Below are 13,177 nucleotides of genomic sequence, written 5' to 3' on the forward strand. Positions count from 1 at the left end.
GGCACAACGAGGGTGGTTTGTAGGTTTCCCTACACGTCTGGTAGGCACTCTATTTTGATGGCACTTTTGCCATGCCAGTATGTGACACTTAGCTAAGCGTCAAATTTACAAACCCACATAATTGCTTGATAATAAAAACTAAGAATGTCACGTTGCATTGTTAGCTGGGATGGCTAATCAGCCTTTGAATAGACACTTTTGCTGTAGGTTGCATTACATTAAATGAACCCAGATGGACAGGATATTACAGGTAAATAGAAAATAATGAACATTGAATCCTTATCTAGATTAATTGCAGGGGCGGACGTGTCTGTGTTTCGCTCCATCGCAACAATAATAATGCCCCTATTCAAGTTACCCAATGCCGATTACTGTGATGGCCCCTACGATGGTGGGCATGACTTTAAAATTGTAAATATGCCCAACGGTGCTGAAGTTGGCATACAGATTTCGGTTGAGAAAAAATGGGAGTCGAAGCTGCGCAGCGATGCAAAGAAACTTAAGCATACCTCTGACGTTGATATTATGTACTTTTTTTCGTCTCGTCGGATCCCAGAAGGGTCATACAAAGAAGTGGAGGAGGATATCTTCACTGACCACGCTATAGTAGTCAAAAAATACGATTGTCAGGCAATTGCCAGCAGGCTAGTCAAGTACGATAAAGTATCTGAGGTGCTTGATTTGCTTGGTATCAATATTACAAAACCTGAACAGAAATACCTGACACCAAAAAATGAAGCCGTATCTTCGTTGTTGTTGTTTGATCAAAAAACGAAGGATCTTCGTCAACGTTTCTTTCAATCCATCATTATGTCGACATTATCGCGCAAACCAGACGGGTGTTCACGGGAGCAGTTGATTGAAAGCGTGGCATCAAGTTTTAACCTGGAAGAAACGCAACAAATTCAGTTGAACGCAAATATTGACCGCTTACTTCAGAACTCGGAAATTGAGAGCCATCAAAAGGTGCTCATACTATCAAAGAGTGAGCAGGATAGATTTGCGGGATTGCAAAAAACCACTGAGCTTGAACTGGAGATGTTAAAAAGTGATTTTAAAGATAAGCTCTCGAACCTGAAGGTGGCGTTAGATGTTAAAACTCAGGCATTATTGCTCGATAACTTTATTGAGCTAACTATCTACTTATCGGGGCAGAGCTACAACATTTATGATGCAGTGGTAGAGGCTGACTCGTCTTACAAGTCCATCAGAGATATTATCTCGTCAAAATTCGGTCAACAAAACACCCATGAGATATTTAAAGAGCTGTCGAGCTTCTTTGCCGGAACAGATTTTGCCAAACATATCGCTTGTGCCAAGCTTTACGACGCATTTTTGAATACAAACTCATCGCACCTTATCAATGCATTGGGAGGTGTTGAGGCACTCAATATTTACATCGATTCTTCAGTATTTATTCCAATTATTTGTGGACTACTGTTTGATAATGTTGGGGATCGCTATTCGCTATCTGGCGCCTCGCTACATAAGCTAATTACGAAGCATGAATTCAATGCCATTATTCCCTATGACTATATGGAAGAAGTAGCCAGTCACTTGATTGAAGCATGCAGAGATTATAAGCATATCGTTGAAAAGGGCATTGATTTGTCTCATTCAGGTAATGCTTTCATTAGTCATTATTCCAGATATAGACGAAGCAGACCAGACATCTCCTTTAGTGAATATGTGAAGCTATTTGGTGTTCGTCTGAACACGATTAGCTCCGATATGTCTGATTCCGCTTTTTACTCAATCAGAGACCGGGCCGTTCGGGAGCTGACAAAGCTCGCATCGAAATATTCTTTTAAAACAGAAAGATTCAAAGTTGAGTACCTTGAAAGTAAAATTGATGAGCTTAAACTTTTTGTCGAGGATCAGGGCATCTCTCGGCCAGATGTACTGATCCGTCATGATGCCAAAGTCATTGAGTACCTGGCGGGTGGATACATTGAGTCAGGCATCGTTAAACTCTTATGCACATGGGACAAAGTACATTCTTTGAAAAACCCGGAGGGTGCTGATGGTTACTATGTTATGCACCCCGTGGCAGTCATAGACTACCTGTCACTGGCAAAAGGAAATGGTGATGTTTCGGTTTCTCATCTACTCGACTTTGCTGCGATGCAAGAAGAGGCAGATTTAAAGCTGAGTTCACAGATATGGGATGTTATTGCAAAAGTTGATAATCATAACCTGGCTGATGCTGAACTGTTTGGCCAGGCCCGTGAATTCCAGGAAGCTTATATGCATAAACATGCCAACGATGAAAGTGTCGCAAATGAGCAGGTAGAAAAAGAGTGGATGGCCTGGAAGAAATAGTTTTGTTGTTTAGAGATGCAACCTGAAAGACAGAGGTACCCAGCGTAACAATGGCAAATATATACAGCGGAGTTTGCCGATATTTGGGGCAAGATGTTGCGCTGGCTTTTGAACATCCTTATTCACTAGTAGCAGAAGCACTAAGGAGACTTCATAAGCATTCCTAATGGTAAGGTCTATACTGGATGCGTAGATGGTGCTTTGGGTATTGTCCGATAGCATTATTGCGCGCCGTTTTGTCGGTTTACATTCCAACATTGTCGACGAGACTCAATTATTAGCTTTATATTTGTTAGGCGAGGTTTCAGTGAAAAAACTAATTTTTATTATTTTAGCATGGTATCCCTTTAGCACTCTTGCATTAGAGGAAAGCTCGCTTTCTTACATTAATTTAATGCAAGTATATCCAGACTATGGAGGTGGAGATTTTATTTTTACAGTTGATACGCCAGCTCCGAAGTGCAAAGGCTATTGGATTAGCAAAAACAGTCCTGCGTACGATGTTGCATCAAGTATGGCTTTGGCAGCATATCATGCTAACACAAAGGTAATCGTATTTGGGCATGAAGAACCTTCTGCAAAATGGGCTGGTTCAACGACTCATTTTTGTAAAATCTACACAATTGTTTATAAAAAATAATACGAATATAAATTGCAAAGATACCCGGTGAGGACAGGCTCATTCTTGGGGCTGGTTTTGGAGCGTCCATAGATGCCTTGGGGATCTGTGTAGGCCTCTGCTCTAGGGTGATAAGCTTAGGCGTTTCTACAGAGTTAAGTCACTAAATTGAAGTCAGGTGTGTATACAATACATTGTGATGCTTTCATGGGCTTTAAAGTATCCGAAGACTTGGGTTCAAGCTTGGTTGTTGAGGGTTTTAGGCATATAACAAATCAGTAAAGAGATGGGAATACTAAAGCTGTGCTCAGTTTCTTTTCATAACACAGCTTAAGCAGGCACTATTAACCTTTAATCAGGCGGTCATGTTTATGGAAGGAAGCGTGAATTTAAAATGTAGTCAAAAAGCAGAAGGTGATCGTATGTATAACAAGTTAAATCTAGTTACGCTCTTTTTAAGTTTGTTTTTGTCTTTTAATTCGTATTCCTGGGATAAGATTGTTTCGGGAAAGGTTCTTCGTATCTCGGTAAATAGCCCTGCCAGCTCGAAAAGAAACGTAATGGTTAAGCTGGAGGGAGTCGAATCTATGTGTAGTTTGACTAGCAATAACGATACTGCCTATATCAATAAGAGTGAGGCACCTGATACGTACGATATTTTTGTAAGTATGCTTTTAACAGCAAAAACAGTTGGCACTGAAGTAAAGTTGTATATCGATAAGGGGCAAGAAGGATGTCAAATACATAGCCTCGATTTGCTATAAGTTTTGTAGGCATGCGGCTCTGATATAAATTCGGACTGGTTGATTGTTCAGAGCTACGCGTTTGGGGTAAAAATGAAAATAGTGCTCTTTGTATTTGTGACATTACTCTCTTCTTCAATAGCTTACGCAAAAGACTATTTCGGAGAGTGGATCGTAGGAACGATAGTTCACTCACACATTAGTAATTTATCATTAGATGAAGCAAAGAGGTTTTTGGGTCAGGATCTGTCGTATAATAAGTCAGAAGTGTCATTTGGCAGCGTAGCCTGTAAAAACGTTTTCTTCAATGAAACGTTATTCAACGAACGTGAACTCCATAATTATCACAAGGCGTTTTTCTCAGATTTAGATATCAAAAACGGGTCAACGGTCTTGAATGTCGAGATCACTTGCAACGGTACCACATGGCCCAAGTTTGGCGCTTTTGTAATCCATGCTGATTCAAAAACCTTTGTCTCATATTCGGGCTACATTTATGCTCTGAAAAGAAAAAGTACTTAGCAAGGCTGCCAAAGAAATTAGAAAAACCTGCTTAGTTTTTTACAAGTGTGGTATACAAAGTTTAGCAATGTTGATGAGGTACGTTCTTAAACACCCTTGTTTTTTAGATACTTTATTTATGAAAAAATTGTTTTTATATTTAAGCCTGCTCTCAGTAGTTTTTATATTATTATTAAAGTCAATGTATTATTGGCCTGAAAGTAAGATTAAGCATTTGGCTTTTGTTTTTAGTTATTCTGATCAATTTATTGAAGCTATGCGGGCCACAGAGGACGCAGGGTATGTTTCTATCCAATGGCATGAACGATCCCAACAGCACGATGAAAGCTCAGTGGCCTGGGAAGCGGGAGAACCCAAATATAAAAAAGTGGTTAAGCCTGACTTAAGCAAAATTATTGGGCCATATAAAGAAACCGGTTTACAATCACTCTGGCTTCAACACTATCAGGGGGCCTGGTTAATTAGGAAAGCATTTTCATACCAAGATGAAAACGGAACAGGTGAAGGCATTTATGCTTTTGGCACAGTAAACCCCAAAGATATGTGCTTGCCAAACACCCAATGTGTGGAGCATCTTTTTGGACAGTGGCATGTGATAAAGAATTAGCAAATCGCAGGCTTCCAATCAAACACACCTTGTTTCAATACCAACTTAAAGACAAACTCTGACCGGGTTAGGTTTGATTATACTCGATTGCACAAGTGGCAGAAAATTGAAGAGACACTAGGGCTAAAACAATATAGACTGCCGCCGCACAGATTTAAGCAGGGTATACTAATACAAATTTCACTTAATACCTGGTCTATTTGAAGGAGCAAATAGGACGCTAACAGCGTTAAATGTTTCTAATTTAGAACAACTAAATAGCAAAATTTTTGCCTTGTTATCGACCCTATTTTCTCGCCTAAAAATAGATCACTTAATTAAACAAATTGGTATAAGTTCCCCATTCCGAATTTCCTATATATCAATCTGTTAATTTGTGCCTTATATTTAGGTGTTGGCTTTCTTTCAGAGTTTTGAGATAACTTAATGACCCATTATATCTTTATTTTTTCCTTGATAATTTTTAGTGCTGCTTCTTTTGCGACCAAACGAGAGTCTGCGGATGTAATCTTGAAAGGCTTGGCTGCCAAGGTCTGTGAAAAGTCAGGCCCAGATTGCGAAATAATAAAAAGGCGCTGCCCTAGGATGGTTCCAATGCCAAATACCTGTATTGTCAGAGAGTATTTTGACTTGGAAGTGGCAAAAGAGCGGTGCGGTGTTGATACATATATGACATGTTATCAAGACAATATTCGCTTTCAGGGAAAAGCCCTTCATGAGTTTACGCTTCCCAATCAAGGTAAACCGATTTTAAAAAGAGCGTTCAAAGAATGTGGTCCTGTTGGCTATTATCAAGTCAAATCAAGCGAGCTAAAAAATATCGAGTGGGCGATTATCGGTGTTATGAATAGTGTAATGGAGCAAGCAGAGCTTCATCCTCCAACTTATCAAGATAGTAAAGCGTTTTTTGAGTGTTTAGTCGGCGTTAAATAGTCCCAGGTAACAAAAGTGAGTGAGCAATTAAAGATGCTTAAGGGGATCAAACTGCCTGTTTCAAAACAGTAACTGCGTCGGAGTGTTGGGGCTAGCTTATCACTGATAGTGCAAGACAGAGCCTAATTGTAAAGCAATGAGATTATTGCGTTATCAATCTGAGTTTTCATTCTGCCCACGTAGTTGGACTGATCCCAAACGCAGGCTCTGCTGGTTAAGGATGTGTGTTAGTACCTACATTCAATGCGCATCTTGTTTGGTTGAAGGTACGGAAAAGTAGTCAGCAGGTCTCACCACTGCAAATCATGAAACAATCCAATAGAACCTTTTCTTACCCAGAATTCAATACATCAAAGACATCGTAATCCTGGAAGTAATTGTGAGCAGTTTCGCATTGGCAGTTCAGATTCACGGCCTTGCCACGACAAAGCTATTTTTTGACAGGGAAATAAAGAGTTTGAAAATTGTTCTATCCTTAGTAACTGAAGATCGGTGTAGTGTGGGGTAGGCTATGAAAAGCTCCTTAAAGGTTAAGCTGTTAGGTCCAATGTCTGCAATGTTAGCTATGTTTGCTATTGTTGTACTTGCAATGTTATTTACTTTGCATACGCTTGAATCTCAATTTGTTGAACTCAAAGATAAAAATATACATGCGGCCAATCAAGGGCGCTTGGCGTTGTCGCTGTTTAAAACTCAGGTTCAGGAGTGGAAAAATGTGCTGATACGTTCTAAATCAGTTGCAGAGCGAAATAAATATTGGCAGCGTTTTTTAAATTCAGAAAATGAAGTGAAAGGTGTACTCGAAAATATTGCACAATCAGAACAGCATTCGAAAACGGTTAAAACACTGATCGCCAAAATATTAAAAGACTATGGTGATGCAACACAAAAATACAAAGCAGGCTATGATATTTTTCTGTCTTCCGGCTTAAACATAGAAACGGCTGATCAACATGTTAAAGGTATAGACAGAGCCCTCAGTGATTCACTGGTGGATCTTGTTCAAAAGATAGATGAAGGCGTGGATGCAGACTTTGCAAATTTACAGACGTTTTCATCTCGTACTAGTTATACAGTGAGTTTGATCAGTATGTTGACTGCGGTTGTTGGGGTTGCTTTTGTTTTATTATACATTCAAAAAGTAATCGTCAGGCCAATTGGCGATCTCAATGAAGTATTAAAAGCGATTGCGGAAGGGGATTACACGAAAAATATTTCGCACAATTCAAATGATGAGATAGGAGAGCTGGTCAAGAGTGCGCGATACATGCAGGAAAAGTTATCTGACAGTGTCGGGCTCATTAATTTAGTTAACCATGAAGTGAGTACCGCATTTGCTCAGTTATCGGAAATCTCCGACGAAATTGGTAACAGCTCAGTATCGCAAAGCAAAATCGTCGATAGTTTAAATCAAGCCACAGCACGTTTATCCACTATCGCTGAGCAAAATAAAATGGATTCAAAACAGGCGTTCGACTCGTTTAAATCAACCAGCGAAGCGACGGCACAATGTGCAGCCTCTCTGGACTTAGCAGACAAAGGGATGGGGGAGCTGGTTGGCGAGATGCAAGCAATTGCAGGTAATATTGAGCAGCTAGAAAGCCGCTCTTCTGAAATTGTTAATGTGTTACAAGTCATTCAAAATATAGCGGAACAAACCAACTTACTGGCACTGAATGCTGCAATAGAGGCTGCCAGGGCGGGTGAGCAAGGGCGAGGCTTTGCGGTGGTAGCCGACGAGGTCAGAAGCCTTGCTACACGCACTCAAAATTCAACACTCGAAATAAAAGACATTATCGATGGCACTTTGCAAAGCTCTCAACAAGCAGTGAGCGCGATACAATCCGGTTTATCCAAAACAACGCAAACGGCCCAATCGGTGGCTCAAGTGAGCAGTGTGCTGAGCCAAACCTCGACGTCATTTGATAGCCTGATCACGGTGACCCATTCAGTGGATGACAATGCGGTGCGCCAACAAGACATTTCGCAAAGTATTGTTGAAGACGTTGCGCAAATGCTGGTGATTTCTGAAACGCTGGAGAAAATGGCACAAAGCGATGAGGTCTCTGTAGCAGTGAATAAAGCATCGGTTGATTTGCAATCTTTGGTCGAGCGACTGTCAACTAATACAGGTGAGGTGAGCTTGTTTTGACTATGCACCAGGAGGGGCGCTCAAAGGTGAGATCTCCAAAGACAGAGTCATGAGGGCTCTTACTGGCGCTAGGTAGTGCTTACTTCAAAATTACACTATGACTCTATCCAAATTATGATGTCACAAAAGAAGTGTTTGCCAGAAGTTGAGACGTTTAGGGCCACTCATTCATATTACGCCAGTCTAAAATACAGCTCTTTGAGTTGGGAGGAAATATGATGATTAAAGTGTTAGTTGTGCTGTTACTTTTAACTTCGGGTAACGCAATGGCTTTCAAGTGGGGAGCAAAGACAAAAATAACGGGTTATTACGTATATGCTGATGGAGAAGCTTTCATTAATGTAGAAACAAAAGAAAACCCCGATAACTGCGCTGATGGCAGCTATTTGGTTTTGGATAATAAATCGCCAAACTTCAATGTGTTGTATTCTACTGTATTAACTGCATATGCTAGCCAGCAAACTGTGACGCTCAATTATAGTGGGTGCCTGGGAAGGCACCCTAAGATCATTAGTGTCGCTGTACCAGGTGTGTGGTGATGTCTGAATTGTATGGAGGAGCTGTGTCTGCTTAAATTGCATGGTCTCCACATAGCTAAAACTAAAATAGCTTCCGCTCCTGTCTGGTTTTGAGTTGTATTTGAGGTAAATCAGCGATAGCCAATCGAACCGTTGTGAAGCGACAGCACCAGTTCACTTATGTATGCCACTAATTCGTGAGATTGGTCAGCTGATTGTGTTCACTTCCTTTTTCAAAATCAGGCGTCCCTACAAATCTTCTGGGTTTCAAAAATGTTGAATGGCTGGTGTCGTCATAAGTAACTTAGCAAGAGCTACAGCAGCCCAGTTTAATAGGATTAAATGTACCTGCCTACTCATGTCGTGATACAGTTCCGTTTTATTTTATAAAAATAACAAGATGCATAATACCGAGCGATGTTTGCTGCCAGTAAGTTTACACTTGCAAATACAGCCTTCGGGCTTCGGCAGCGGCGTTCAGTCTTATGCGTCGGAATACATTGTTCAGCTGGATTAAGGAAATATGAAAAAGAAAATACTCGTACTTTTTACCTGTATGCTGGTCAGTACCAGTGCATTTGGTAAATATATCACTCATTTAAACTCTAATGGTGTTGAAATTACTAGGTTTTTTACTCATGAAAACGGTGCTGTCAGCCTGTATATATCGGGTGCTGTAGACAATCTAGACAAGTGTACGTCGACATTCAGAGTGTATATTCCTCACGATCTTCCCGGGAAAGATATAATGGTTTCCAGCGCATTAGCAGCGTTTGCATCCGGCAAAAAAGTTGGTTTCCATGGTTCAGGCTGCCGTACTACCTCTTTTTGGGGAGGAACACAAGATGTACCGGTCGTAGATAATATGTGGATCATAAAGTGAGCATAAAACAAGTTATGCATGATGAGTTGTACAGGCCCCTGGTAGTATGAGCTTTCAACTCTGTTGCAGTCAGAGCTTAATTCCAGTGGAGAAGCTCTGACATTGTCACTCTGGCCTGTTAGTCGTTAGATGTGTCCCATAGTGCTTGTTGCTGGTACGATGAGTTGATACTCTCAGAGTCACTAATCATAATGACAGGCAACATCATGCAGGAATTTTTCGACAAGTTTGCAATTAAGACCAAGATCAACGTTGTATGGGGTGAAATGGATGCGCTGGGCCATGTGAACAACGTGTCGTACTTTCGTTATTTTGAAACCGCACGGATCGACTTTTTAAAGCAAACAGGACTACTTTCTATCTTATCAGAACCCACCCATAGTCCTGTACTGCGCGATACGTATGCCCAATACAAACGACCAGTTACTTTTCCGGATACCCTCTATATTGGTTCGTATATTACCGACATCAAAGAAGATCGTTTCACCATGCGCTATGAAGCGTTTAGTGAGTCACAGCAGGCAATATGTACAACGGGGTATGCGAATGTGGTGATGTTTAATATGAAAACAGGGCAAAAATCTCCAATACCAGAGAAAATGTTATCGATACTTAAGCAATACGAGATGAACGGTGAGTAACAGGAGCGGGTTGTTGTTTGCAGAGCCTGTTTTTGTTCTACTTGGTGTTCGTGTTGCTCCCAAGTACACTTTAATGACAGAGATGCACAGCGCATTAATTAAGTGAGCATAATAAACCCAACGGAGTTGAGTGTGGACGTAACATTTTTTGCTGAACGTGAAGGGTGTTTCCTGAACAGTTTTAACGCAGTGCCCGAAAATTCAATTTTGGGTGGTGGGCATTTTACCAAAGAGCAAATCAGCGATTTACTGGGCTGCTTTAAATGTTCAGCTTTAGTTTTGAACGACAACCTGTGGTTGCTATCAGCGAGCTTTTCTGAGCGCATTGCTGTCATGGATGATGAGCAATTAAAAAGTGTTGCCAGTGAATGGTCAGATGAACATTCATGGCATACGGTGCGTGTGAATGCGATGGATTTAGCGGGTCACTTATTAGCACTCAAATATGCCTATCTACCACATTCAAATAGAAGAATCTTTGTCTTATTTGAATAAATGCTAATTTCATTTTTAGATGGTGTGCCAAGAATATAGCGTTTATAGCGTGCCAGGTATAAGACCGCCAGGACGGTATGCACACATTTACCTCAGTACTTAGCATCTCAGGAGTTTGTTTTGGCAAACTCCTGAGCAAGGCGACGCTTTGAGACGCTGCGTACTTGTCACTCGCAACCAGCAGTGTTTACCTTAATGTACGGTAATAGGGAGATCATTCACCACTAATGATTGACCATTTTTCTGAGCACGATGAAAACTGGAAATCAAAACATCATTCGATAAGGTGTTAATGTCTTCAACTTCTTCCACCATACAAAACATGATGGATTCCCACCCTAAGTCCTTAATAAAGGTCTTAAGCTGATGCATATTGTCCTGATAGTTTTCATCGGTTGTTAACAGTCCAATGGAGTGTTTATTGCCGAGTTTATACTTCCCTTTGTGGGAGGTTGAACATTTCGCATATCCGCTTAACACATAAACTGTATTGGTGCTTTTATTCATGTTGGTGACATTCTCTGGTTTGACATTGACCCACATATGCATTTTTCGAACCAGGCTTTTCAGTATGCTGATGTCGCTTTTCTACGCCTTGAAAATAGAGGATAAAAAACCACTGCCTGATGGCATCTGTGGATGATGACACGATAAGTGTCAATTTTCTGTTAGTACTGCTGGGAACAAATACAAAGCACTTGACGTTATCAGCATCTGCTTTAGCTCCGGCGAAGTGGTTGGCTGAAAACGTATTCTCCAAATAATGGCTTAAAGTTGAAGCAAGCATACTCCCTCAATCAAGGGAGTGTTTCTTAACCTGAACTGCCAACGTAAAAGGGCATAAGCGTGCCTGAGTTACTTAATCTGGTTTTTTGCTTGCGTGATACTCATGCCAAATGTAGAGCGAAACGTGCGACTAAGATGTGCACTGTCAGAAAACCCAGCCATGTAGGCCGCATCTGTTGCGGACTTGCCTTTTATGAGTGCTTGTAGTGCACAAATCAATCTTCGCCACAACAGAAAAGGGCGCCACGCAATACCAACCTGATTTTTGAAGATGTGCAGAAATCGACTTTCTGACAAATTAAGGGTTTGTGCGACGTCGGCTGCACGCCAGCGTTCTGGCTTAATACAGTCGGCCACAAAACAGGTATCCAGGTTTTCAAGTAAACTCTGAATACGTTCATCAGTGACTGAGCTCTGATTACAGTTCAGTAAAGTTTGCTCAATTGACATCACTCGGAATATTGACGCAACAAGTTGAAAAGCGCTGTCCTTATCAAATGGGGGATGCGCCATGCCGTCAGCGTCAAGCTCAAAGGAAACCATAGACTGACCTTGTAACTTTGCTTCTAACTGTTCTCCTAACAGGCTGTGTGGTTCCACTAACAAGATCCACCCTTTGGACAGCTTAAGGCAATGACTTTGTTTAGAGGCGATAACGACCAGGCTATGGAGCGTCTCTCCATTTAATTCAGAGGGTGAGTCATAACACGGCCACACTAGCTGTATAGCATCGTGCTGGTGGTAATTGGCATCTAACTGTGAGCCGTAAATGAGCACAAGGCCTGTGTCAATCCATACATTGGAGGTTATCACACCAATCGTCTCCGGGTTTGTTTTTGCGTTTCTTGCGCGCTGGAAGGGCTGGCAATGTCCCTGCATTCCGCAGTAAGTGTATCGTAATTTTCAGGCAAATGGCTGGCCTCATGCCTGACACAGTATTGTACGCGCTTGGCCAGTCCAGCACCTTCCCAAACTGAATCGTGTTGGGTTTTATCGACTTTGCATTTTGTACTAATCGCGTTAGGTGCCCAGGTAGGGCTATTTCAAGTATTCTGCCAGATCGGCTGGTATTGGCATGGGTTTGATGGGGCTCACATTGGTTCCGCCAGTATTTCCTTTTGGCACCCAGATCCTGGAAAAGATAAAAGAAGCCAAGATCCGGGCTATTTGCCCAAGTACCTCCCTGGCGCTACATTTTTTGAAGCCTAATTTGAGCATCCACCAGTGCGACTGCGTGTGAGGAATAATAAAGGATTGTCCCAATATGTGTGCTCTTTCTAAGTGATAAAAGCTCCTACTGTATTGCGCGTTTTCATACAGCTCTTTAGCCGCGGCTATTTCCTTTTGAAACGCTAATTTCAGTTCTGATTTCATGGCTAAGTACCTTGTTGGTTATGGTTGATAAATTACCTGCTCTCAGAGTCATTCTAAACGCTGAGGATTTGGATGAATTGAATAAACTGGCTGCAAAGTTGTTCTGGTTCAGGGGCAGGTTGCATCTGTAATCCGTGTGTAATAGCCCGTACTTTTGATTCTGATTAGGCTAGGGCTGTGAACAAATAAAAAAGCGTAATTAACGGGAAATCAGATGAACACAAGTGAACTTTATAAACACATGTTAGAAACAACATTGAAAGTGGTTGGTGAAGAAGCAAAGCCACTTTTGGCGCCATTGGAAAAGGCATTAGAAGCTCAAAGGGAATCAATTCAAGCTATTGTACAAGCGCATTTGAACAATGAGATCGGTAGTGAAGAAATGGAAGTTGACTTGCTAAGAGAGCAGAAAATTTTGGAAGCTGAACTTATCTCATTAGAAATTTGTGCAAAAGCGGTAGTTCAAAAAGCCGTAGCCGCGGCTATGTCGGGTCTGACTTCGCGATTAACACGTTAGTTTGCTCAGTCCGCACTGTGTATTGACTATTTTGCAGCACAGTATCGAGGGGGAGAAGCACCCGG

The 13,177-nt window shown here is 41.4% G+C and carries 13 protein-coding genes; 10 read left to right on the forward strand and 3 right to left on the reverse strand.

Features of this window, described 5'->3' with window-relative positions; translation table 11 throughout:
- The first annotated feature begins 264 nt into the window (after positions 1-264).
- From PRUB_RS20440 to PRUB_RS20480, 9 genes are all read left to right on the forward strand, one after another.
- The gene (locus PRUB_RS20440; protein ID WP_010385226.1) at positions 265-2,322 is read left to right on the forward strand and encodes a hypothetical protein; all 2,058 of its coding nucleotides are present in this window, start codon (positions 265-267) and stop codon (positions 2,320-2,322) included.
- 193 nt (positions 2,323-2,515) lie between these two features.
- Positions 2,516-2,962: a hypothetical protein gene (locus tag PRUB_RS20445; RefSeq protein WP_010385225.1), complete on the forward strand. Its 447-nt coding sequence runs from the start codon at positions 2,516-2,518 to the stop codon at positions 2,960-2,962.
- Positions 2,963-4,279: 1,317 nt separating this feature from the next.
- Positions 4,280-4,813 carry a hypothetical protein gene (locus PRUB_RS20450; protein ID WP_040644700.1) on the forward strand — a complete coding sequence of 178 codons (534 nt, stop codon included), beginning with the start codon at positions 4,280-4,282 and terminating at the stop codon, positions 4,811-4,813.
- A gap of 426 nt (positions 4,814-5,239) precedes the next feature.
- A complete protein-coding gene (locus PRUB_RS20455) occupies positions 5,240-5,746 on the forward strand; it encodes a hypothetical protein (protein WP_155946261.1) in 507 nt (168 codons plus the stop codon).
- A 511-nt stretch (positions 5,747-6,257) separates the two neighbouring features.
- Positions 6,258-7,898, forward strand: a complete 1,641-nt coding sequence (locus tag PRUB_RS20460; RefSeq protein ID WP_010385219.1) for a methyl-accepting chemotaxis protein — start codon at positions 6,258-6,260, stop codon at positions 7,896-7,898.
- A gap of 215 nt (positions 7,899-8,113) precedes the next feature.
- On the forward strand, positions 8,114-8,437 hold the full coding sequence (locus PRUB_RS20465) for a hypothetical protein (protein WP_155946260.1): 324 nt from the start codon (positions 8,114-8,116) through the stop codon (positions 8,435-8,437).
- A gap of 502 nt (positions 8,438-8,939) precedes the next feature.
- On the forward strand, positions 8,940-9,299 hold the full coding sequence (locus PRUB_RS20470; protein WP_010385216.1) for a hypothetical protein: 360 nt from the start codon (positions 8,940-8,942) through the stop codon (positions 9,297-9,299).
- 206 nt (positions 9,300-9,505) lie between these two features.
- Positions 9,506-9,940, forward strand: coding sequence for an acyl-CoA thioesterase (locus PRUB_RS20475; RefSeq protein WP_010385215.1), 435 nt, complete (start codon positions 9,506-9,508; stop codon positions 9,938-9,940).
- A gap of 132 nt (positions 9,941-10,072) precedes the next feature.
- Positions 10,073-10,435, forward strand: coding sequence for a hypothetical protein (locus tag PRUB_RS20480; protein WP_010385214.1), 363 nt, complete (start codon positions 10,073-10,075; stop codon positions 10,433-10,435).
- A gap of 192 nt (positions 10,436-10,627) precedes the next feature.
- On the opposite strand, the gene PRUB_RS20485 is transcribed toward PRUB_RS20480, so the two are convergent.
- The 3 genes from PRUB_RS20485 to PRUB_RS20495 all read right to left on the reverse strand — a co-directional run bounded on the left by PRUB_RS20485 (position 10,628) and on the right by PRUB_RS20495 (position 12,595).
- Positions 10,628-10,942 (reverse strand): hypothetical protein, encoded by a 315-nt coding sequence (locus tag PRUB_RS20485; protein WP_010385213.1) that lies wholly within the window; start codon positions 10,940-10,942, stop codon positions 10,628-10,630.
- A gap of 348 nt (positions 10,943-11,290) precedes the next feature.
- A complete protein-coding gene (locus tag PRUB_RS20490; RefSeq protein WP_010385211.1) occupies positions 11,291-12,034 on the reverse strand; it encodes a helix-turn-helix transcriptional regulator in 744 nt (247 codons plus the stop codon).
- Positions 12,035-12,259: 225 nt separating this feature from the next.
- A complete protein-coding gene (locus PRUB_RS20495; protein WP_010385209.1) occupies positions 12,260-12,595 on the reverse strand; it encodes a DUF3703 domain-containing protein in 336 nt (111 codons plus the stop codon).
- A 214-nt stretch (positions 12,596-12,809) separates the two neighbouring features.
- Here PRUB_RS20495 and PRUB_RS20500 point away from each other — a divergent pair, with 214 nt between their 5' ends.
- Positions 12,810-13,112, forward strand: coding sequence for a hypothetical protein (locus PRUB_RS20500; RefSeq protein ID WP_010385208.1), 303 nt, complete (start codon positions 12,810-12,812; stop codon positions 13,110-13,112).
- Positions 13,113-13,177: the final 65 nt, after the last annotated feature.

Origin of the sequence: Pseudoalteromonas rubra, assembly GCF_000238295.3 — a bacterium.
GTDB classification, from domain to species: domain Bacteria; phylum Pseudomonadota; class Gammaproteobacteria; order Enterobacterales; family Alteromonadaceae; genus Pseudoalteromonas; species Pseudoalteromonas rubra.

Bases quoted from the DNA above. Each gene is read 5' to 3' on its own strand.
- PRUB_RS20450 (WP_040644700.1), top strand. From the start codon at position 4,280: ATGAGGTACGTTCTTAAACACCCTTGTTTTTTAGATACTTTATTTATG.
- PRUB_RS20475 (WP_010385215.1), top strand. From the start codon at position 9,506: ATGCAGGAATTTTTCGACAAGTTTGCAATTAAGACCAAGATCAACGTT.
- PRUB_RS20455 (WP_155946261.1), top strand. From the start codon at position 5,240: ATGACCCATTATATCTTTATTTTTTCCTTGATAATTTTTAGTGCTGCT.
- PRUB_RS20500 (WP_010385208.1), top strand. From the start codon at position 12,810: ATGAACACAAGTGAACTTTATAAACACATGTTAGAAACAACATTGAAA.
- PRUB_RS20485 (WP_010385213.1), bottom strand. From the start codon at position 10,942: ATGAATAAAAGCACCAATACAGTTTATGTGTTAAGCGGATATGCGAAA.
- PRUB_RS20460 (WP_010385219.1), top strand. From the start codon at position 6,258: ATGAAAAGCTCCTTAAAGGTTAAGCTGTTAGGTCCAATGTCTGCAATG.
- PRUB_RS20470 (WP_010385216.1), top strand. From the start codon at position 8,940: ATGAAAAAGAAAATACTCGTACTTTTTACCTGTATGCTGGTCAGTACC.
- PRUB_RS20445 (WP_010385225.1), top strand. From the start codon at position 2,516: ATGGTGCTTTGGGTATTGTCCGATAGCATTATTGCGCGCCGTTTTGTC.
- PRUB_RS20495 (WP_010385209.1), bottom strand. From the start codon at position 12,595: ATGAAATCAGAACTGAAATTAGCGTTTCAAAAGGAAATAGCCGCGGCT.
- PRUB_RS20465 (WP_155946260.1), top strand. From the start codon at position 8,114: ATGATGATTAAAGTGTTAGTTGTGCTGTTACTTTTAACTTCGGGTAAC.
- PRUB_RS20440 (WP_010385226.1), top strand. From the start codon at position 265: ATGAACATTGAATCCTTATCTAGATTAATTGCAGGGGCGGACGTGTCT.